The organism is Paenibacillus sp. 1-18 (genome assembly GCF_000520755.1).
Taxonomy (GTDB): Bacteria; Bacillota; Bacilli; order Paenibacillales; family Paenibacillaceae; genus Paenibacillus; species Paenibacillus brasilensis.
The window spans coordinates 1-12943 of sequence record NZ_ASSB01000057.1; the positions used below are offsets into that span (position 1 = coordinate 1).

Sequence of the window (12943 nt, forward strand, 5' to 3'; positions counted from 1 at the left end):
AGAGAGTTAGTGTCCAAACTTAGGGGGTTAATCCGCTCGCATAGCCTGTGGGGGACTCTAGAAACAAAGGAGGCGTTAAGTGTGTGGGAAATAGAAAGAAGTTACGGAAGAACTGCTGGGAAAGTTTGGACATCGGTAGCAGCTGTCTTAGCACTGTTCATTTTGCTGGTAATCATCTTGAGATTAATTCTTTTATAAAGATTCTTAGGCACTGCCGACATTTTTGCAAATTGCCGTTTAGCCCTGCCAATATCTTTAATGACACATACTGTATACCCTATCTAAAGGAGGAGTTCAAGTGAGTGAATGGATATGAGCATAAGGTTAACATTTAGGTCGCTATATAAGTGGTAAGTGGTATTGCCTTATTTCCTCCTCTTTTTTTCTTTTGATACCTTATAATAGGATGAATTTATCGTTAAATAATAACAGCCCCGTCAACCATCAAAGTAGGACGGGGTATTTGCTCATTTTTCGAAATATTTTGAATACAGTGGAAAGGTGGGGAATTGTGCTGCTCTTCTCATTATTATGCTATAAACGGTTTAAGTGTAACGTTTTGGATCGGTTCTATCCTAATTCTCACAGGTGCTTTATTCGTTATAAATGAGAAAAAAAGCATCTGGAAACCCCATCGCATCTGAAAGGGTTTTACTTTTCCAACTATCAGCATGACTGACCGTTAGATAAATAAGACATAATCCAACGAGGACTTTAGAGCGGCTTAACTTGTTTTGAGAACTATAACTATATTGTATGGGACAAATTAAGAGTGATACGTGATATTTCGTACTTTACTTTAGAACTTCCTTTACCTTCACAAAGATAGAATACACTTAGTTTCCCTTTGAAACCGCGAGAACTAATATAGCTGGCTCATCTTAATTTAGACTATTAAGCCCTGAACGATGAGATAGCTCTAACTATAGCAGGGTTAAATTAAGGGATTTATATCGGGAAGCAAAAAAATTATCTAACATATAAACAATTTAATCCAAATATAAATAATATTTGGATTGCCACGCATTGATAACAAATGTAGTATTAAAAGTGTGCTGGTTACCAATTATATGAAGGGGATATGTGTTATGTGGGAGCCTATTAGGTTCTTGCTATTTTCTAATGTTGAAACATTTGCGGCATTTGTATTAATGCTTACTGTTTTTAGAATCAGAGCCTTAGATTATGTCTGGCCTGCCTTGTTTATTGGCCTGATCATGAATTTGCAGAGTCTAGTGTTGAGAGAAGAGATATCATTGTCTTTTTTCGCCCCTACTATAAACATTGTATTGTTCACATTATTGATTACTACTGTTGTAAGGATGCCAATTATTTGGGCAGCTATTATATCTATGACAGGTACTTTTTTGTATACGTTATTCCAGGCGGTAATTATAGTGATGCTCTTTGGCACATTAACAACAGAAATGCAGAGCTCAGCAGAGGGATCGTTGGCACAAGCAGTAACCAGTGCATGGGTGTTAGCTGTTTCGTGGTTTCTATATAAATTTAAAATAGGATTTACAGCTAATTATGAAAACCTGCGTTTTAGGTGGGAGCATATATTTGTGGTTGTTTTAATAATTGGTTTGCTAGCAGCTTGTACATTTATGTTTTACTTCAATGATTTCTTTCTGAGTATTTTATTTATAGCGCTGGCATCTGCTATGTTTTTATATTTTGCGTTTAAAACGGAGCGTGATTATTATAAAAAGCCTTGACTCCATCGCTCTTGATATTGCAACACATATAAAAACGGTTGTCCCGAATCATCCTTCCTCTATAAGTGTTTTAAAATATGGAATAGCAGTGGTGATTAATACAGTCTCTATCATTTTTTTAACTATTGGTATTTCTTTTTTCACAGGAAAAGTGCAGGAAACTGTGATGGCTATGATATCTTTTTCTTTACTGCGGCAAGTTGTAGGAGGAATACATTTAAAAAGTAGTGCGGTGTGTATAGTTGCTTCTACAAGTTTACTTACCGCTTTATCATTCGCGAATTTTAATTATAATTGGATTGTTGTTACGTCGATATTAAGTATTTTACTGGTTTTATTTTATGCGCCGTCACGTGTAGAGGGAAGAACACGTATACCAAAACGATATTTCCTGTTGCTAAAATTTATTGGAGTTGTTTTGGTTGCATTTAATTTGTGGATGGCTTTTCCAGTGGTGGCCGCTAGTTTTTTTGCTCAAAGCTTAACACTAATAGAAGGAGGTGTGAAAAATGAAAAAAAGTAAATTCAGTAATTTGAAGATTGGTATGTATTATAATGCCGCAGTTCTACTAACTTCGCTAGCAGTCGCTTCTGTGAGTACAGCAAGTCTAACTTGGATTCACAGTCCCGAGCCACCAGAAGAATTGTTGAAATAAGCGGAGTATGATTAACTGGTCATAAAAGACTGAGTACGAGAATAAATACTTTCTGAATTATTAAAGCCCCGGATTCTCCCGGGGTTATTTGATGTTAATTATAAATAAGTACTGTACTGGCTATTAGCTGTGATGAGTCACCGGATATTTACTTCATTCAAAGCGAGTCTTTTATTGTTGTCAACTAATAAGGTAGCTGGTCTGCTTCAAGATATTAAATCATTGAAGTACTCCATAAATACGTCGCTAACGCAAAATTCCATCCACCTTCAGATCTATATTTTCCAATACCTGCTTGACGATTCCTTTTGAATCAACTTGTACACCTTGATCTGCGATTATGGGAAGTTTATTCAGTAATGTACCCTTTCTATATTGATAAGCATGTAATTGTGTATTTGATGGTCCATATTCAAAAGTTATTGCAACGTGTTTTTCTTTTTTGGATACTTGGTATATCTGGATGATGGGCTTGCTTAATGTTTATGCTTAACCTAATACGTGCGGAAGCACTGTTACATCTAGTGATAATAAGATCTCTCAGCAGTAAATGTAAAGCTTCGCTTCTTTATAATCCTTGCTGAAATATTATGCTTGAATATTTTACATTTTTCTCTCAAAAATTACACTTTTAATGTTAGAGAAATACGTCCTTTGTAAATCGAAAAAAATATTCACCTTACACAAGCACAAAAATTACCAGTTTACTAGGTTATTTCATTGCCACATCTATTAGTAAAATATACAATAACAACAGAACAAACGCGAGGATGGTGTACCATTTGTTATCTGCTTTATTTTATATTTTACTCGGCATATTCGATGCTTTAGCGATGCTGGTTCTAATTTTGAAATTATATAGAATGCCGCTTCTAAAATATAAGTATAGAATACTATTATTTGTTGTTTGTATATCAATAATTTCGTATGTGATAAGAGTTGTATTGCAAACACCTAAGTTAGATTTACCGCTTCAGTATGTATTCTTTTTTCTATTTTTGAGATTCGGGATTCGCTTAAAATTACACTCGGGAGCATTTATTTCTGGAACGGGTATTTCTGCTTACATTACTATTCAACTTATATTATTTTATCTACTAAATTTAGTTTTTAATATCGACCACAATGTTCTTAATGAAAATACTGGTGGATCGGTGTATGTCATTCAAATTGTCTCAATCATTTCGGCTTATTTGATTGCCGGTCTATTGAAAATTTACAAAGGTGGATTCTCATTTATCTCATATCCGCCTCATGATTTTAAGCTACAAGAAAACTATGGAACTAAAACAAACAAAATGTTACTCTCGGGATCGATTCTCTCTTTTATTACTATAATTCTTATGGTAGTTATGCTATACGATAGGAATCCACTTATGTGTATATTTTTATCTTTGTTGACATTCGGAATCTCCTACTTTTTGTCGGACAGAGGTGACTACGAGGATGTTAGAGAAGCTATCGAATTATATCGCTACGGAAATAAAGAACGCTGATCCTCATGGTCCGGGAACCGTTGAGGTATTAGAGTATGAGTTGAGTAATCGAATAAATGTGGTAGCAATACTACTATTGACTATTTTGTGGGGGTGGCTGCTAGGTCACCTTGGAGAATCGCTTATTGCAATGCTATCTTTTGCAATTGCCAGAAAATTCTCAGGAGGGGTTCACCTAAAGTCATTAACTTTATGTGCAATTGTATCTTCTTCTTTATTCGCTGTGATTCCTACAATTTCCTTAAATCAAATACAGTTCATAATTTTAAACATAGTTACTTTCATTAGCTTTTTATGCTATGCCCCAAGAGATTTTGATGAACTTAATGCGCAAGTGAATCGACATAAGACAAAGATATATGCATTGCTTTCTTTCTTGCTTGGTTTGCTCTTTCTTTCACCACTTGTAACTCTCTCTTTTTTTATTCAGGCTTTAACTATTCTTCCTATTTGGAATTACTGGAAGGGGGGTGAGAAAAATGAATCATAAATTGGCGAGAATTTTATCAAACACTCTGAACAAGAGTGCAGTAAAGACTTCCAAGAAGCGGAAAAGTTTTATCGGTTCTAAGCCACTGCCGCTCGCTTTGAAAAAGAAGGGATAATATAACATTTTGGGAGACGAAAAGAAGTGACCAGATCCCTATTATTTGTTCGAGGATAGGGATCTTTACAGAATCCAAGTACATCAATGGGAACGCGATAATATGATACTATACTAAGGAATCTCTTGGCGCGCTGAGCGTTGAGGGATTTTTTTTCGAGCAAGCACGATATATTTGAACAGTAGCATGAGGAAGCCTGTGGCAGAGTAGAGAGGGTGACACAAAAAAAGCAGGAAGAATCCTTCCCGCTTTTTACTGAACAATGACTATTAGCGTCTGCGTTGTCTATCATTTACGCTAAACAGATTAACAGCCAGCGCATTACCTCTTGCCCGTGCATTGGCTCTTTGATTGGAACGGATGTTTAATCTTCTTCTTCTTAAGTCGCGCTTAGAATTTCTTCTGCTCATCATATCACCTCCCTTCAATATAATGAAGGTACGGTTGAATCTTAGCTGTTTTAATGCTTACGTTTGCGTTTGGAAATTTTGATATTCAATGCATTGGTTGCCAAGGCATTCCCGCTTCTTGCTTTAGCAGCTGCGGCCTGGAAGACTTTAACGACCAGATATTTGTTTTTTCCGATGCGATGCCTATACGTTTTGACTTTGTTTTTGATCATCTGGCATATCTCCTTTGCTTAGGTCTTCTTTATACATATGTCAATAGCGCTAGTAATGTATGAGCATAAATCTATTAAAAGCAAAAAGAAGCTAATACCTATGCTTCTAAGATCTAAGATTTATGACAAAACGTATAGCAGATAAAATAGTTTAACCCAATGGCATGCGGAAAAGGGAAGAATAGCCTTAGTTACATAGATGAACATAAAATCAATACAAAACCGGCTTGCCCTAGGCAGCCGGTTTTTGAGGTAGTGGATAGAATAACGGGGAAGAAAGAGCGAAAAGTCAGTGGAAGTCCCGGAAGAGTCCTACAACCTTGCCCAAAATGCTGACGTGTGTCAGGCGAAGCGGTTCAAAGGCTGGATTTTCCGGTTGAAGCCGGATATGGTCTTTTTCTTTGTAGAAGGTTTTAACTGTTGCCTCATCTTCATCTGTCATGGCTACAACAATGTCACCGTTATCGGCAGTCTGTTGCTGACGTACAATTACATAGTCACCGTTAGCAATACCAGCTTCAATCATACTTTCGCCTACAACAGATAACATGAATATTTTATCCTCACCAACGAAATGTTGGGGAAGAGGAAAGTAATCTTCAATATTTTCTGTCGCCGTAATAGGAAGACCGGCAGTTACTTTGCCAACAACAGGAACACGACTAATGGAATAATTAATCAAGTTGCTGTTATCCGCCTCGTCTTGACCAAGTAACTCAATGGCCCGTGGTTTCGTTGGATCGCGGCGGATAAGTCCTTTTTTCTCTAAACGATCCAAATGACCGTGAACCGTAGAGCTGGAGGCTAGTCCGACCGCCTCGCCTATTTCGCGTACAGAAGGGGGATAGCCCTTTAGACGCACTTCATTGCGGATAAATTCAAGAATGGCCTGCTGGCGGCTCGAAATCTTAGACATACCGTATCAACCCCATTTAGTAACGTTTGGGAAAATTATAGCATAGAACCTCCGTTCGTACAAACGTAAGTTCTAAATAATCCCTAAAAAATATTCACGAACTTTTGTTCTCTTTTCTATTGAACAAAACAAATGTTCGTGTTATATTGTGAAAAAACATAAGAACAAACGTTTGGAGGACCGGCCAATGACGAGATATAGCACATACCAAAGTATTTTTTCGATGAATTTAGATAAGATGCAGGAGACTCAAAAGAAAGGGAGCAAAGGATTTGCAATGATTACTGCACAGATGATTACCAATACTCTCTTACTCAAGCTTCTTATTCTAGTGATTGTTGTTTGGATTGCAGGTGCGGGCGTACTGACAGTTTTCGCAGCACCTTCAGTTCCAAAGATAGAGGTAACTAAGCTGACGGTACAACCTGGAGATACCTTATGGCAAATTGCAGTCAAACATAAACCGGAACGAATGGATACACGGGTATATATAGAAGGAATTGTGCGGATTAATGGACTGGAAGATCGGGGAGTGCAGGCAGGTCAGGTGCTTAAGCTTCCGCACTTCTGATCTATACACCTTTAGAGCTTGTCAAAGGCGTGATGTGGGAACCTTGACAAGCTCTTTTCTACATGTCAAAGTGTATTATATCTTTGCATTTATGGAGGGGACACAATTTGGATATAGACAGCTTGGTACAGCGAATTAACGAATTAGCGCGCAAAGCAAAATCCGAGGGATTATCGGAAGAAGAAACTACAGAGCGTGCCAATCTTCGGGAAATTTATTTAGGTAACATTCGCCGTAATTTCCGGCAACAGCTTGAAACGATTGAATTCGTGGACGATGATACCTCGAAAGGAAATGGCGGGCCGAAGCATTAATGTCGCTCAAGCGACTTAACCTGCATAATTTGCCTTTTGTTTTAGATATCTTTCTCGATATCTATATAGATTAGCTTTTAGGCAAATCGTTTTATAGTATTGTGCAATATAATTGGGAAGGGAATTGAGAGATGGCCCGATCATTTGAAAGAAAAGTACGCAAAAACACAGCGCATTTAAACAAAACGCGCAAAAAACAAGGCATGCAAACCATTAACGGTACAGGTTCTGCAATGGACATTTTCCGTGGCCGTAATATTACTGTGCCTATCATGCTGGCTGGCCTTGCCGTATTATACATGCTCATGAGTTACTTTTTGACCAAAACCGGTATGAGAGGTATGGACTGGCTTATATTCGGCTTGTACTTGATGCTGGCTGTTATCTTTTTCATCCGTCGTCCTTATTTGAAGGTCGGGAAGAATTCGCTGTATATGCTGAAAGGCGGCAGAGAACGTCCCATGACGGCAGAGGATATGAAAGCCATTAAGATTGAAAAGGGCTACGTAACGATTGAAAGAAAAGGTAAGGGCGGAAACTTTATTTTAACAAAAACATTGGGTCGCTATGACACGGATGCCATTGCAGAGCGACTTGAGAAGTTTGCGCTATCCAATCAGGTGCAGGTTGAGAAGAAATAACAGATATCATCTGTAGCTCTGTATGTAAGGCCGCATGATGTTATTTCATATAACACATTGCGGCTACTTGCTTAATATGGGGACATCATATCGGAATGCTTGTGCGACGTAACTACGCAGAACAGGTGTACATATAACGTGGAAAGAGAGTGGATAATTCAGATGGCAATTCAGGCGGTAATGTTTGATCTTGATGATACGCTTTTGTGGGATGAACGTAGTGTAGAAGAGGCATTTGACGCAGCATGCCAAGCGGGCTCCCAGGAAGCAGGCGTTGATCCGAAGGCTTTGGAGGAAGCAGTCCGCAAGGAAGCACGTGCTTTGTATGAATCTTATGAGACCTTTAGTTTTACTCAGATGATCGGCATTAATCCGTTTGAAGGGTTATGGGCGAATTTTACGGCAGGTGAACAGCCTGAGTTCCGTCAGTTGGAACAGCTGGCTCCTGTTTATCGCAAGGAGTCATGGCGCAGAGGTCTTCAGCAACTGGGGATAGATAATGAGGGGCTTGCACAAAAGCTGGCCACCCAATTTGCTGCGGAAAGACGGGCACGTCCCCATGTATATGAAGAAACATTTGAAATTCTGGAGCATTTAAAAGGAGATTACAAGCTATTATTGTTGACAAACGGCTCCCCTGATTTACAACAGGAAAAATTGGATGGAGTACCTCAATTAGCTCCTTTTTTTGATCATGTTGTCATTTCAGGTTCGTTTGGAAAAGGAAAGCCTGATCCGTCTATATTTCAGCATGCTTTAGGGCTTCTTGGTATCAAGCCTGAACATGCTTTAATGGTAGGGGACAAGCTGACAACTGATATTCAAGGAGCTTTGGCAGCTGGGGTGCACTCCGTATGGTTGAACCGAAATTCCAAAACGAATACCACAGAGATCAAGCCAAAGTTCGAAATCAAGCATTTGACTGAATTGGACGGTATTATTCAATCGTTAAAGTAAGAAATTCATAGCTTTTTCCATAGAAGCAAGTATTAAAAAAAACTCCCTCTGCTCAGTATACTCTGAGCAGAGGGAGTTGCTTTATCTCAGGTAGGATAATTTCGCGTTATGCTTTAATAAATGACGGATCTTCAAAAGGTTCGGCAATCCACCCATTTTCTTCGATGAACAAGCGGATGGCGACGATCTTCTGATTTTCCATTAAGGTGAAGAAATGAGGGATATTTTCAGGCACGGAAATAACGTCCCCTGGTGAAAGCTCTACATTGAAATAGCCAATCTCTTCAGGACCTTTAATGATAAAAATACCTTTACCAGCCACGATCGCACGGATTTCATCCTCGGTATGGGTGTGAATTTGCTCAAATTTGGCTAGAAGCTCGTCCAGATTCGGTGTTGCTTCGGATAAGGTGATAACGTCCCATATTTTATATCCGCGGCGGGCAGCCAAATCCTTGATTTCAGGATCAAAGGTTTTGAGAACAGCGGCTTTTTGCTCATCTGTCAGTAAAAAATTTTCTTGCAGTTCCCCGGTCAGCTTGGAAACATCCCAATGTTCATATAATACTTCGTGGCTTTCCAAAAATTCACGAACCTGATCTTCACCGTTAATTCGTTCATTGGTATTGCGAATTAAGATTTCAGCCATGAGTTTATCCCTCTTTTCCACTTGGTTTAATGTTGTATTCAGGATATCATGTCTTGAATCGTTGCACAATACAGGATTACAACATTTATGCTAAACATGACCCTAGCTAAAAAAATACGCAATTAAGTATTCTTTTTAATACTTCAAATTATAAAATAGATTTACAAGAGCAGCTATTGCAAAGAGCAGGCTGTATAAAACGTATGTCTTTACTCCAATCTATCTAAATGATACGGTTTCTGCTAAACTAGGATTTAACGTTTTGCGGGGGGGAAGAGATTTTGGACAAAATTAGCTTGCAGGAAGCGTTACAACAACGAATACTTCTTCTTGACGGAGCCATGGGCACGATGATTCAGCAGGAGGACCTTTCCCCCGATGATTTTGGTGGGGAAGAGCTGGAGGGCTGCAACGAGATGCTGGTCTTAACAAGACCGGACGTTATTCAGGGCATCCATGAAGCATACTTGGAGGCTGGGGCAGACCTGATTGAAACGAACACATTTGGAGCTACATCTGTCGTTTTGGCGGATTATGATATACCAGAACGTGCCCGTGAGATTAATCTGGTTGCGGCCAAGCTGGCACGTAACGCGGTGGATAAGTTCAACTCTGCGGACAAGCCCCGTTTTGTTGTAGGAGCAATGGGACCGACGACGAAGACCTTGTCTGTAACGGGTGGTGTTACGTTTGCGGAACTGATTGAGAGTTATCAGGAGCAGGCCTTGGCGCTTATTGAAGGCGGCGTGGATGCACTGCTGCTGGAGACGTCACAGGATACGCTTAATGTCAAAGCAGGAAGCATCGGAATCCGCCAGGCTTTTGAGCAAACGGGTATTGAACTTCCACTAATGATTTCAGGCACGATTGAGCCTATGGGCACGACGTTGGCCGGGCAAAATATCGAATCCTTTTGTATATCGCTAGAACACTTGTATCCGGTGTCGATTGGTCTGAATTGTGCAACAGGTCCAGAGTTTATGCGGGATCATATTCGTTCTCTTTCCGAAATGTCCTCTGCAGCTATTAGCTGTTATCCAAATGCCGGCTTGCCCGACGAAAATGGTCAATACCATGAATCACCTGATTCATTAGCACGTAAAATGGCTGCATTCGCTGAAAAGGGTTGGCTCAATATTGCAGGGGGATGCTGCGGTACCACGCCTGAGCATATTCGGGTTATGAGTGAACGGATGGCGCAATTTGAGCCACGTCCGCTGGTGGGTCATCATCCCCCTGCCGTGTCCGGCATTGAGCCTGTATATATTGAACAGGATAATCGTCCATATATGGTTGGTGAGCGAACGAATGTTCTGGGCTCCCGCAAATTCAAGCGTTTGATCGTGGAAGGCAAATATGAAGAGGCATCTGAAATTGCTCGTGCTCAGGTAAAAAGTGGGGCACATGTCATTGATATTTGTGTACAGGACCCGGACCGCGATGAGATGACGGATATGGAAGCATTTTTGAAGTTGGTTGTAAACAAGGTAAAAGTACCTTTGGTAATTGATACTACGGATATCGGCGTCATTGATAAAGCGCTGCAATATTCGCAAGGTAAGGCAATTATTAACTCCATTAATTTGGAGGACGGCGAAGAGAAATTTGAGAAAATGGCCCCGCTTATTCATAAATACGGCGCGGCTGTTGTAGTAGGAACGATTGATGAACGTGGGCAGGCTATTTCGCGTGAGGATAAGCTGGAGGTAGCCAAACGCTCTTATGATCTGCTGGTGAACCGTTACGGTCTGGCAGCCGAGGATCTCATTTTTGATACGCTCGTATTTCCAGTGGGCACAGGTGATGAGCAATACATTGGTTCAGCAAAGGAGACGATTGAGGGCATTCGCATCATTAAAGAAGCCCTTCCCGGGGTTCATACCATCCTGGGCATCAGTAACGTATCCTTTGGTTTGCCGGAAGCGGGCCGTGAAGTGCTTAATTCTGTCTATTTGTATGAATGCACCAAGGCAGGTCTGGACTATGCGATTGTAAACACGGAGAAGCTTGAACGTTATGCATCGATTCCTGAGCATGAGCGGAAGCTTGCCGAAGACCTGATTTATAGAACGAATGACGATACTTTATCTGCTTTTGTGGCAGCTTTCCGTAACAAGAAAGTAGAGAAAAAAGAAAAGGTATCCAATCTTTCGCTCGAAGAACGCTTGGCTTCTTATGTAGTGGAGGGGAGCAAGGAGGGACTGATTCCGGATCTGGAGCAGGCACTCGCGAAATATTCCTCGCTGGAAATCATTAACGGCCCGCTCATGAAAGGGATGGAAGAGGTAGGACGCCTGTTCAACAACAATGAGTTGATTGTTGCGGAGGTGTTGCAAAGCGCCGAAGTGATGAAAGCATCGGTAGCCTATTTGGAACCGTTCATGGAGAAAAATGAATCCTCGGTAAAAGGAAAGATTTTGTTGGCTACGGTTAAAGGTGATGTCCATGATATTGGTAAAAATTTGGTAGAGATTATTCTATCCAACAATGGTTACCAAATCGTGAATCTGGGCATAAAAGTACCACCAGAACGCATTATTGAAGCATACCGCGAAGAAAAGGCGGATTTGATTGGCTTATCAGGCTTGCTTGTTAAATCGGCCCAACAAATGGTACTGACCGCCCAGGATTTGAAAAATGCGAATATTGATATTCCAATCATGGTTGGCGGAGCTGCTTTAACACGCAAGTTTACTAAAAACCGTATCCGTCCTGAGTACGATGGTCTGGTAGCCTATGCGAAGGATGCTATGGATGGTTTGGATATTGCCAATAAGCTGATGGACCCTGAGTCCCGCAAAAAAATGGCGGAGGATATGGAGGCTGAACGAGAGGCTGAAGCGGCAACAGTCGTGGAAACCAAGCAGCTCCCTAAGCTTACTCGGGCGGTGCGCTCTAACATTGCACAGGATTTGCCGGTCTATATTCCGCCGGATACGGATCGCCATGTACTGCGTAACTATCCGTTAAATTACATTTTGCCTTATGTAAATATGCAGATGCTGATGGGGCATCACCTTGGCTTGAGAGGCAACGTTGAGAAGCTGTTGGCGGAGGGCGATCCCAAAGCGACTCAGCTCAAGGATACGGTGGATAGCATCATGTTTGAAGCAGTTACAGACGGGATTATTCAGGCCCATGCTATGTATCGCTTCTTCCCGGCGCAATCGCAAGGAGATCAAATCCTGATCTACGATCCGTCGGATGTGAGTAAGGTATTGCATACCTTTACGTTTCCACGTCAGCAGGTGGAGCCATATCTGTGCTTGGCTGACTTCCTGAAATCTGTAGAGTCGGGAGTTATGGATTATGTAGGCTTTATGGTTGTGACTGCCGGCCACGGAATACAGCAGCTCTCTACCGAGTGGAAGGAACAAGGGGATTATTTACGCTCTCATGCGCTTCAAGCGGTAGCGCTCGAAGTGGCAGAAGGTCTGGCGGAGCGGCTTCATCATATTATCAGGGACAGCTGGGGCTTCCCGGACCCTGCCGATATGACGATGAAGCAGCGGCATGGAGCCAGATATCAGGGCATACGGGTATCCTTTGGTTATCCGGCATGTCCGGATCTGGAGGATCAGGGGCCGTTGTTCCAATTGCTAAAACCTGAGGACATTGGCGTTGAGCTGACAGAAGGGTTTATGATGGAACCGGAGGCTTCTGTATCAGCCATGGTGTTCAGCCACCCTCAGGCGCAATATTTTAACGTCGAAAAGGTTTAACACCTCTATCAGATAGGATAGCAAAGACCCTCCGAGCTTCGGAGGTTTTTTGCTGGTCAGTAGGAAGAAGGTT

Annotated in this window: 15 protein-coding genes; 11 read left to right on the forward strand and 4 right to left on the reverse strand. The window is 41.1% G+C overall.

Going from position 1 to position 12943, the window contains the following annotated elements; translation table 11 throughout:
• The 6 genes from L693_RS32265 to L693_RS0103520 all read left to right on the forward strand — a co-directional run.
• Positions 1-198: hypothetical protein (locus L693_RS32265; RefSeq protein ID WP_049825042.1), on the forward strand; the 198-nt coding region annotated here is incomplete at its 5' end.
• An 890-nt stretch (positions 199-1088) separates the two neighbouring features.
• The gene (locus L693_RS0103500) at positions 1089-1721 is read left to right on the forward strand and encodes a hypothetical protein (protein ID WP_025716071.1); all 633 of its coding nucleotides are present in this window, start codon (positions 1089-1091) and stop codon (positions 1719-1721) included.
• Positions 1699-2244: an accessory gene regulator ArgB-like protein gene (locus tag L693_RS0103505; protein ID WP_025716072.1), complete on the forward strand. Its 546-nt coding sequence runs from the start codon at positions 1699-1701 to the stop codon at positions 2242-2244. The genes L693_RS0103500 and L693_RS0103505 overlap by 23 nt, the downstream gene beginning before the upstream one ends.
• 22 nt (positions 2245-2266) lie before the next feature.
• Positions 2267-2377 carry a cyclic lactone autoinducer peptide gene (locus L693_RS28760; RefSeq protein ID WP_231503513.1) on the forward strand — a complete coding sequence of 37 codons (111 nt, stop codon included), beginning with the start codon at positions 2267-2269 and terminating at the stop codon, positions 2375-2377.
• A gap of 782 nt (positions 2378-3159) precedes the next feature.
• Positions 3160-3873 carry a hypothetical protein gene (locus tag L693_RS30400; protein ID WP_025716073.1) on the forward strand — a complete coding sequence of 238 codons (714 nt, stop codon included), beginning with the start codon at positions 3160-3162 and terminating at the stop codon, positions 3871-3873.
• Complete coding sequence (locus L693_RS0103520) at positions 3824-4363, forward strand: accessory gene regulator ArgB-like protein (protein WP_025716074.1); 540 nt, start codon at positions 3824-3826, stop codon at positions 4361-4363. The genes L693_RS30400 and L693_RS0103520 overlap by 50 nt, the downstream gene beginning before the upstream one ends.
• Positions 4364-4747: 384 nt before the next feature.
• Here the strand turns inward: L693_RS0103520 and L693_RS30405 are convergent, their stop codons facing one another.
• The 3 genes from L693_RS30405 to lexA form a co-directional block, all read right to left on the reverse strand.
• Positions 4748-4888 (reverse strand): hypothetical protein, encoded by a 141-nt coding sequence (locus tag L693_RS30405; protein WP_197029827.1) that lies wholly within the window; start codon positions 4886-4888, stop codon positions 4748-4750.
• A gap of 50 nt (positions 4889-4938) precedes the next feature.
• Positions 4939-5100 (reverse strand): hypothetical protein, encoded by a 162-nt coding sequence (locus tag L693_RS30410; protein ID WP_167518771.1) that lies wholly within the window; start codon positions 5098-5100, stop codon positions 4939-4941.
• A 289-nt stretch (positions 5101-5389) separates the two neighbouring features.
• Positions 5390-6016 (reverse strand): transcriptional repressor LexA, encoded by a 627-nt coding sequence (gene lexA, locus L693_RS0103535; protein ID WP_025716075.1) that lies wholly within the window; start codon positions 6014-6016, stop codon positions 5390-5392.
• Positions 6017-6203: 187 nt separating this feature from the next.
• On the opposite strand from lexA, the gene L693_RS0103540 reads away from it, so the two are divergent.
• From L693_RS0103540 to L693_RS0103555, 4 genes are all read left to right on the forward strand, one after another.
• Entirely contained in the window at positions 6204-6587 is a 384-nt protein-coding gene (locus L693_RS0103540; protein WP_025716076.1) for a LysM peptidoglycan-binding domain-containing protein, read from the forward strand.
• A 107-nt stretch (positions 6588-6694) separates the two neighbouring features.
• On the forward strand, positions 6695-6901 hold the full coding sequence (locus L693_RS0103545) for a DUF896 domain-containing protein (protein WP_025716077.1): 207 nt from the start codon (positions 6695-6697) through the stop codon (positions 6899-6901).
• A gap of 131 nt (positions 6902-7032) precedes the next feature.
• On the forward strand, positions 7033-7542 hold the full coding sequence (locus L693_RS0103550; RefSeq protein WP_025716078.1) for a hypothetical protein: 510 nt from the start codon (positions 7033-7035) through the stop codon (positions 7540-7542).
• 162 nt (positions 7543-7704) lie between these two features.
• Positions 7705-8499 carry an HAD family hydrolase gene (locus L693_RS0103555; protein ID WP_025716079.1) on the forward strand — a complete coding sequence of 265 codons (795 nt, stop codon included), beginning with the start codon at positions 7705-7707 and terminating at the stop codon, positions 8497-8499.
• Between the two features lie 106 nt (positions 8500-8605).
• Here the strand turns inward: L693_RS0103555 and L693_RS0103560 are convergent, their stop codons facing one another.
• Positions 8606-9148: a 1,2-dihydroxy-3-keto-5-methylthiopentene dioxygenase gene (locus tag L693_RS0103560; protein WP_025716080.1), complete on the reverse strand. Its 543-nt coding sequence runs from the start codon at positions 9146-9148 to the stop codon at positions 8606-8608.
• A 281-nt stretch (positions 9149-9429) separates the two neighbouring features.
• Between L693_RS0103560 and metH the strand changes: the two genes are divergently transcribed.
• Positions 9430-12870 carry a methionine synthase gene (gene metH / locus L693_RS0103565; RefSeq protein ID WP_025716081.1) on the forward strand — a complete coding sequence of 1147 codons (3441 nt, stop codon included), beginning with the start codon at positions 9430-9432 and terminating at the stop codon, positions 12868-12870.
• Positions 12871-12943 lie beyond the last annotated feature (73 nt).

Coding starts and splice junctions, on each gene's coding strand:
- L693_RS0103560 (WP_025716080.1), bottom strand. CDS start 9,148: ATGGCTGAAATCTTAATTCGCAATACCAATGAACGAATTAACGGTGAA.
- L693_RS0103500 (WP_025716071.1), top strand. CDS start 1,089: ATGTGGGAGCCTATTAGGTTCTTGCTATTTTCTAATGTTGAAACATTT.
- L693_RS0103555 (WP_025716079.1), top strand. CDS start 7,705: ATGGCAATTCAGGCGGTAATGTTTGATCTTGATGATACGCTTTTGTGG.
- lexA (WP_025716075.1), bottom strand. CDS start 6,016: ATGTCTAAGATTTCGAGCCGCCAGCAGGCCATTCTTGAATTTATCCGC.
- L693_RS30405 (WP_197029827.1), bottom strand. CDS start 4,888: ATGAGCAGAAGAAATTCTAAGCGCGACTTAAGAAGAAGAAGATTAAAC.
- L693_RS0103540 (WP_025716076.1), top strand. CDS start 6,204: ATGACGAGATATAGCACATACCAAAGTATTTTTTCGATGAATTTAGAT.
- L693_RS30410 (WP_167518771.1), bottom strand. CDS start 5,100: ATGATCAAAAACAAAGTCAAAACGTATAGGCATCGCATCGGAAAAAAC.
- L693_RS28760 (WP_231503513.1), top strand. CDS start 2,267: ATGTATTATAATGCCGCAGTTCTACTAACTTCGCTAGCAGTCGCTTCT.
- L693_RS0103520 (WP_025716074.1), top strand. CDS start 3,824: ATGTTAGAGAAGCTATCGAATTATATCGCTACGGAAATAAAGAACGCT.
- L693_RS0103550 (WP_025716078.1), top strand. CDS start 7,033: ATGGCCCGATCATTTGAAAGAAAAGTACGCAAAAACACAGCGCATTTA.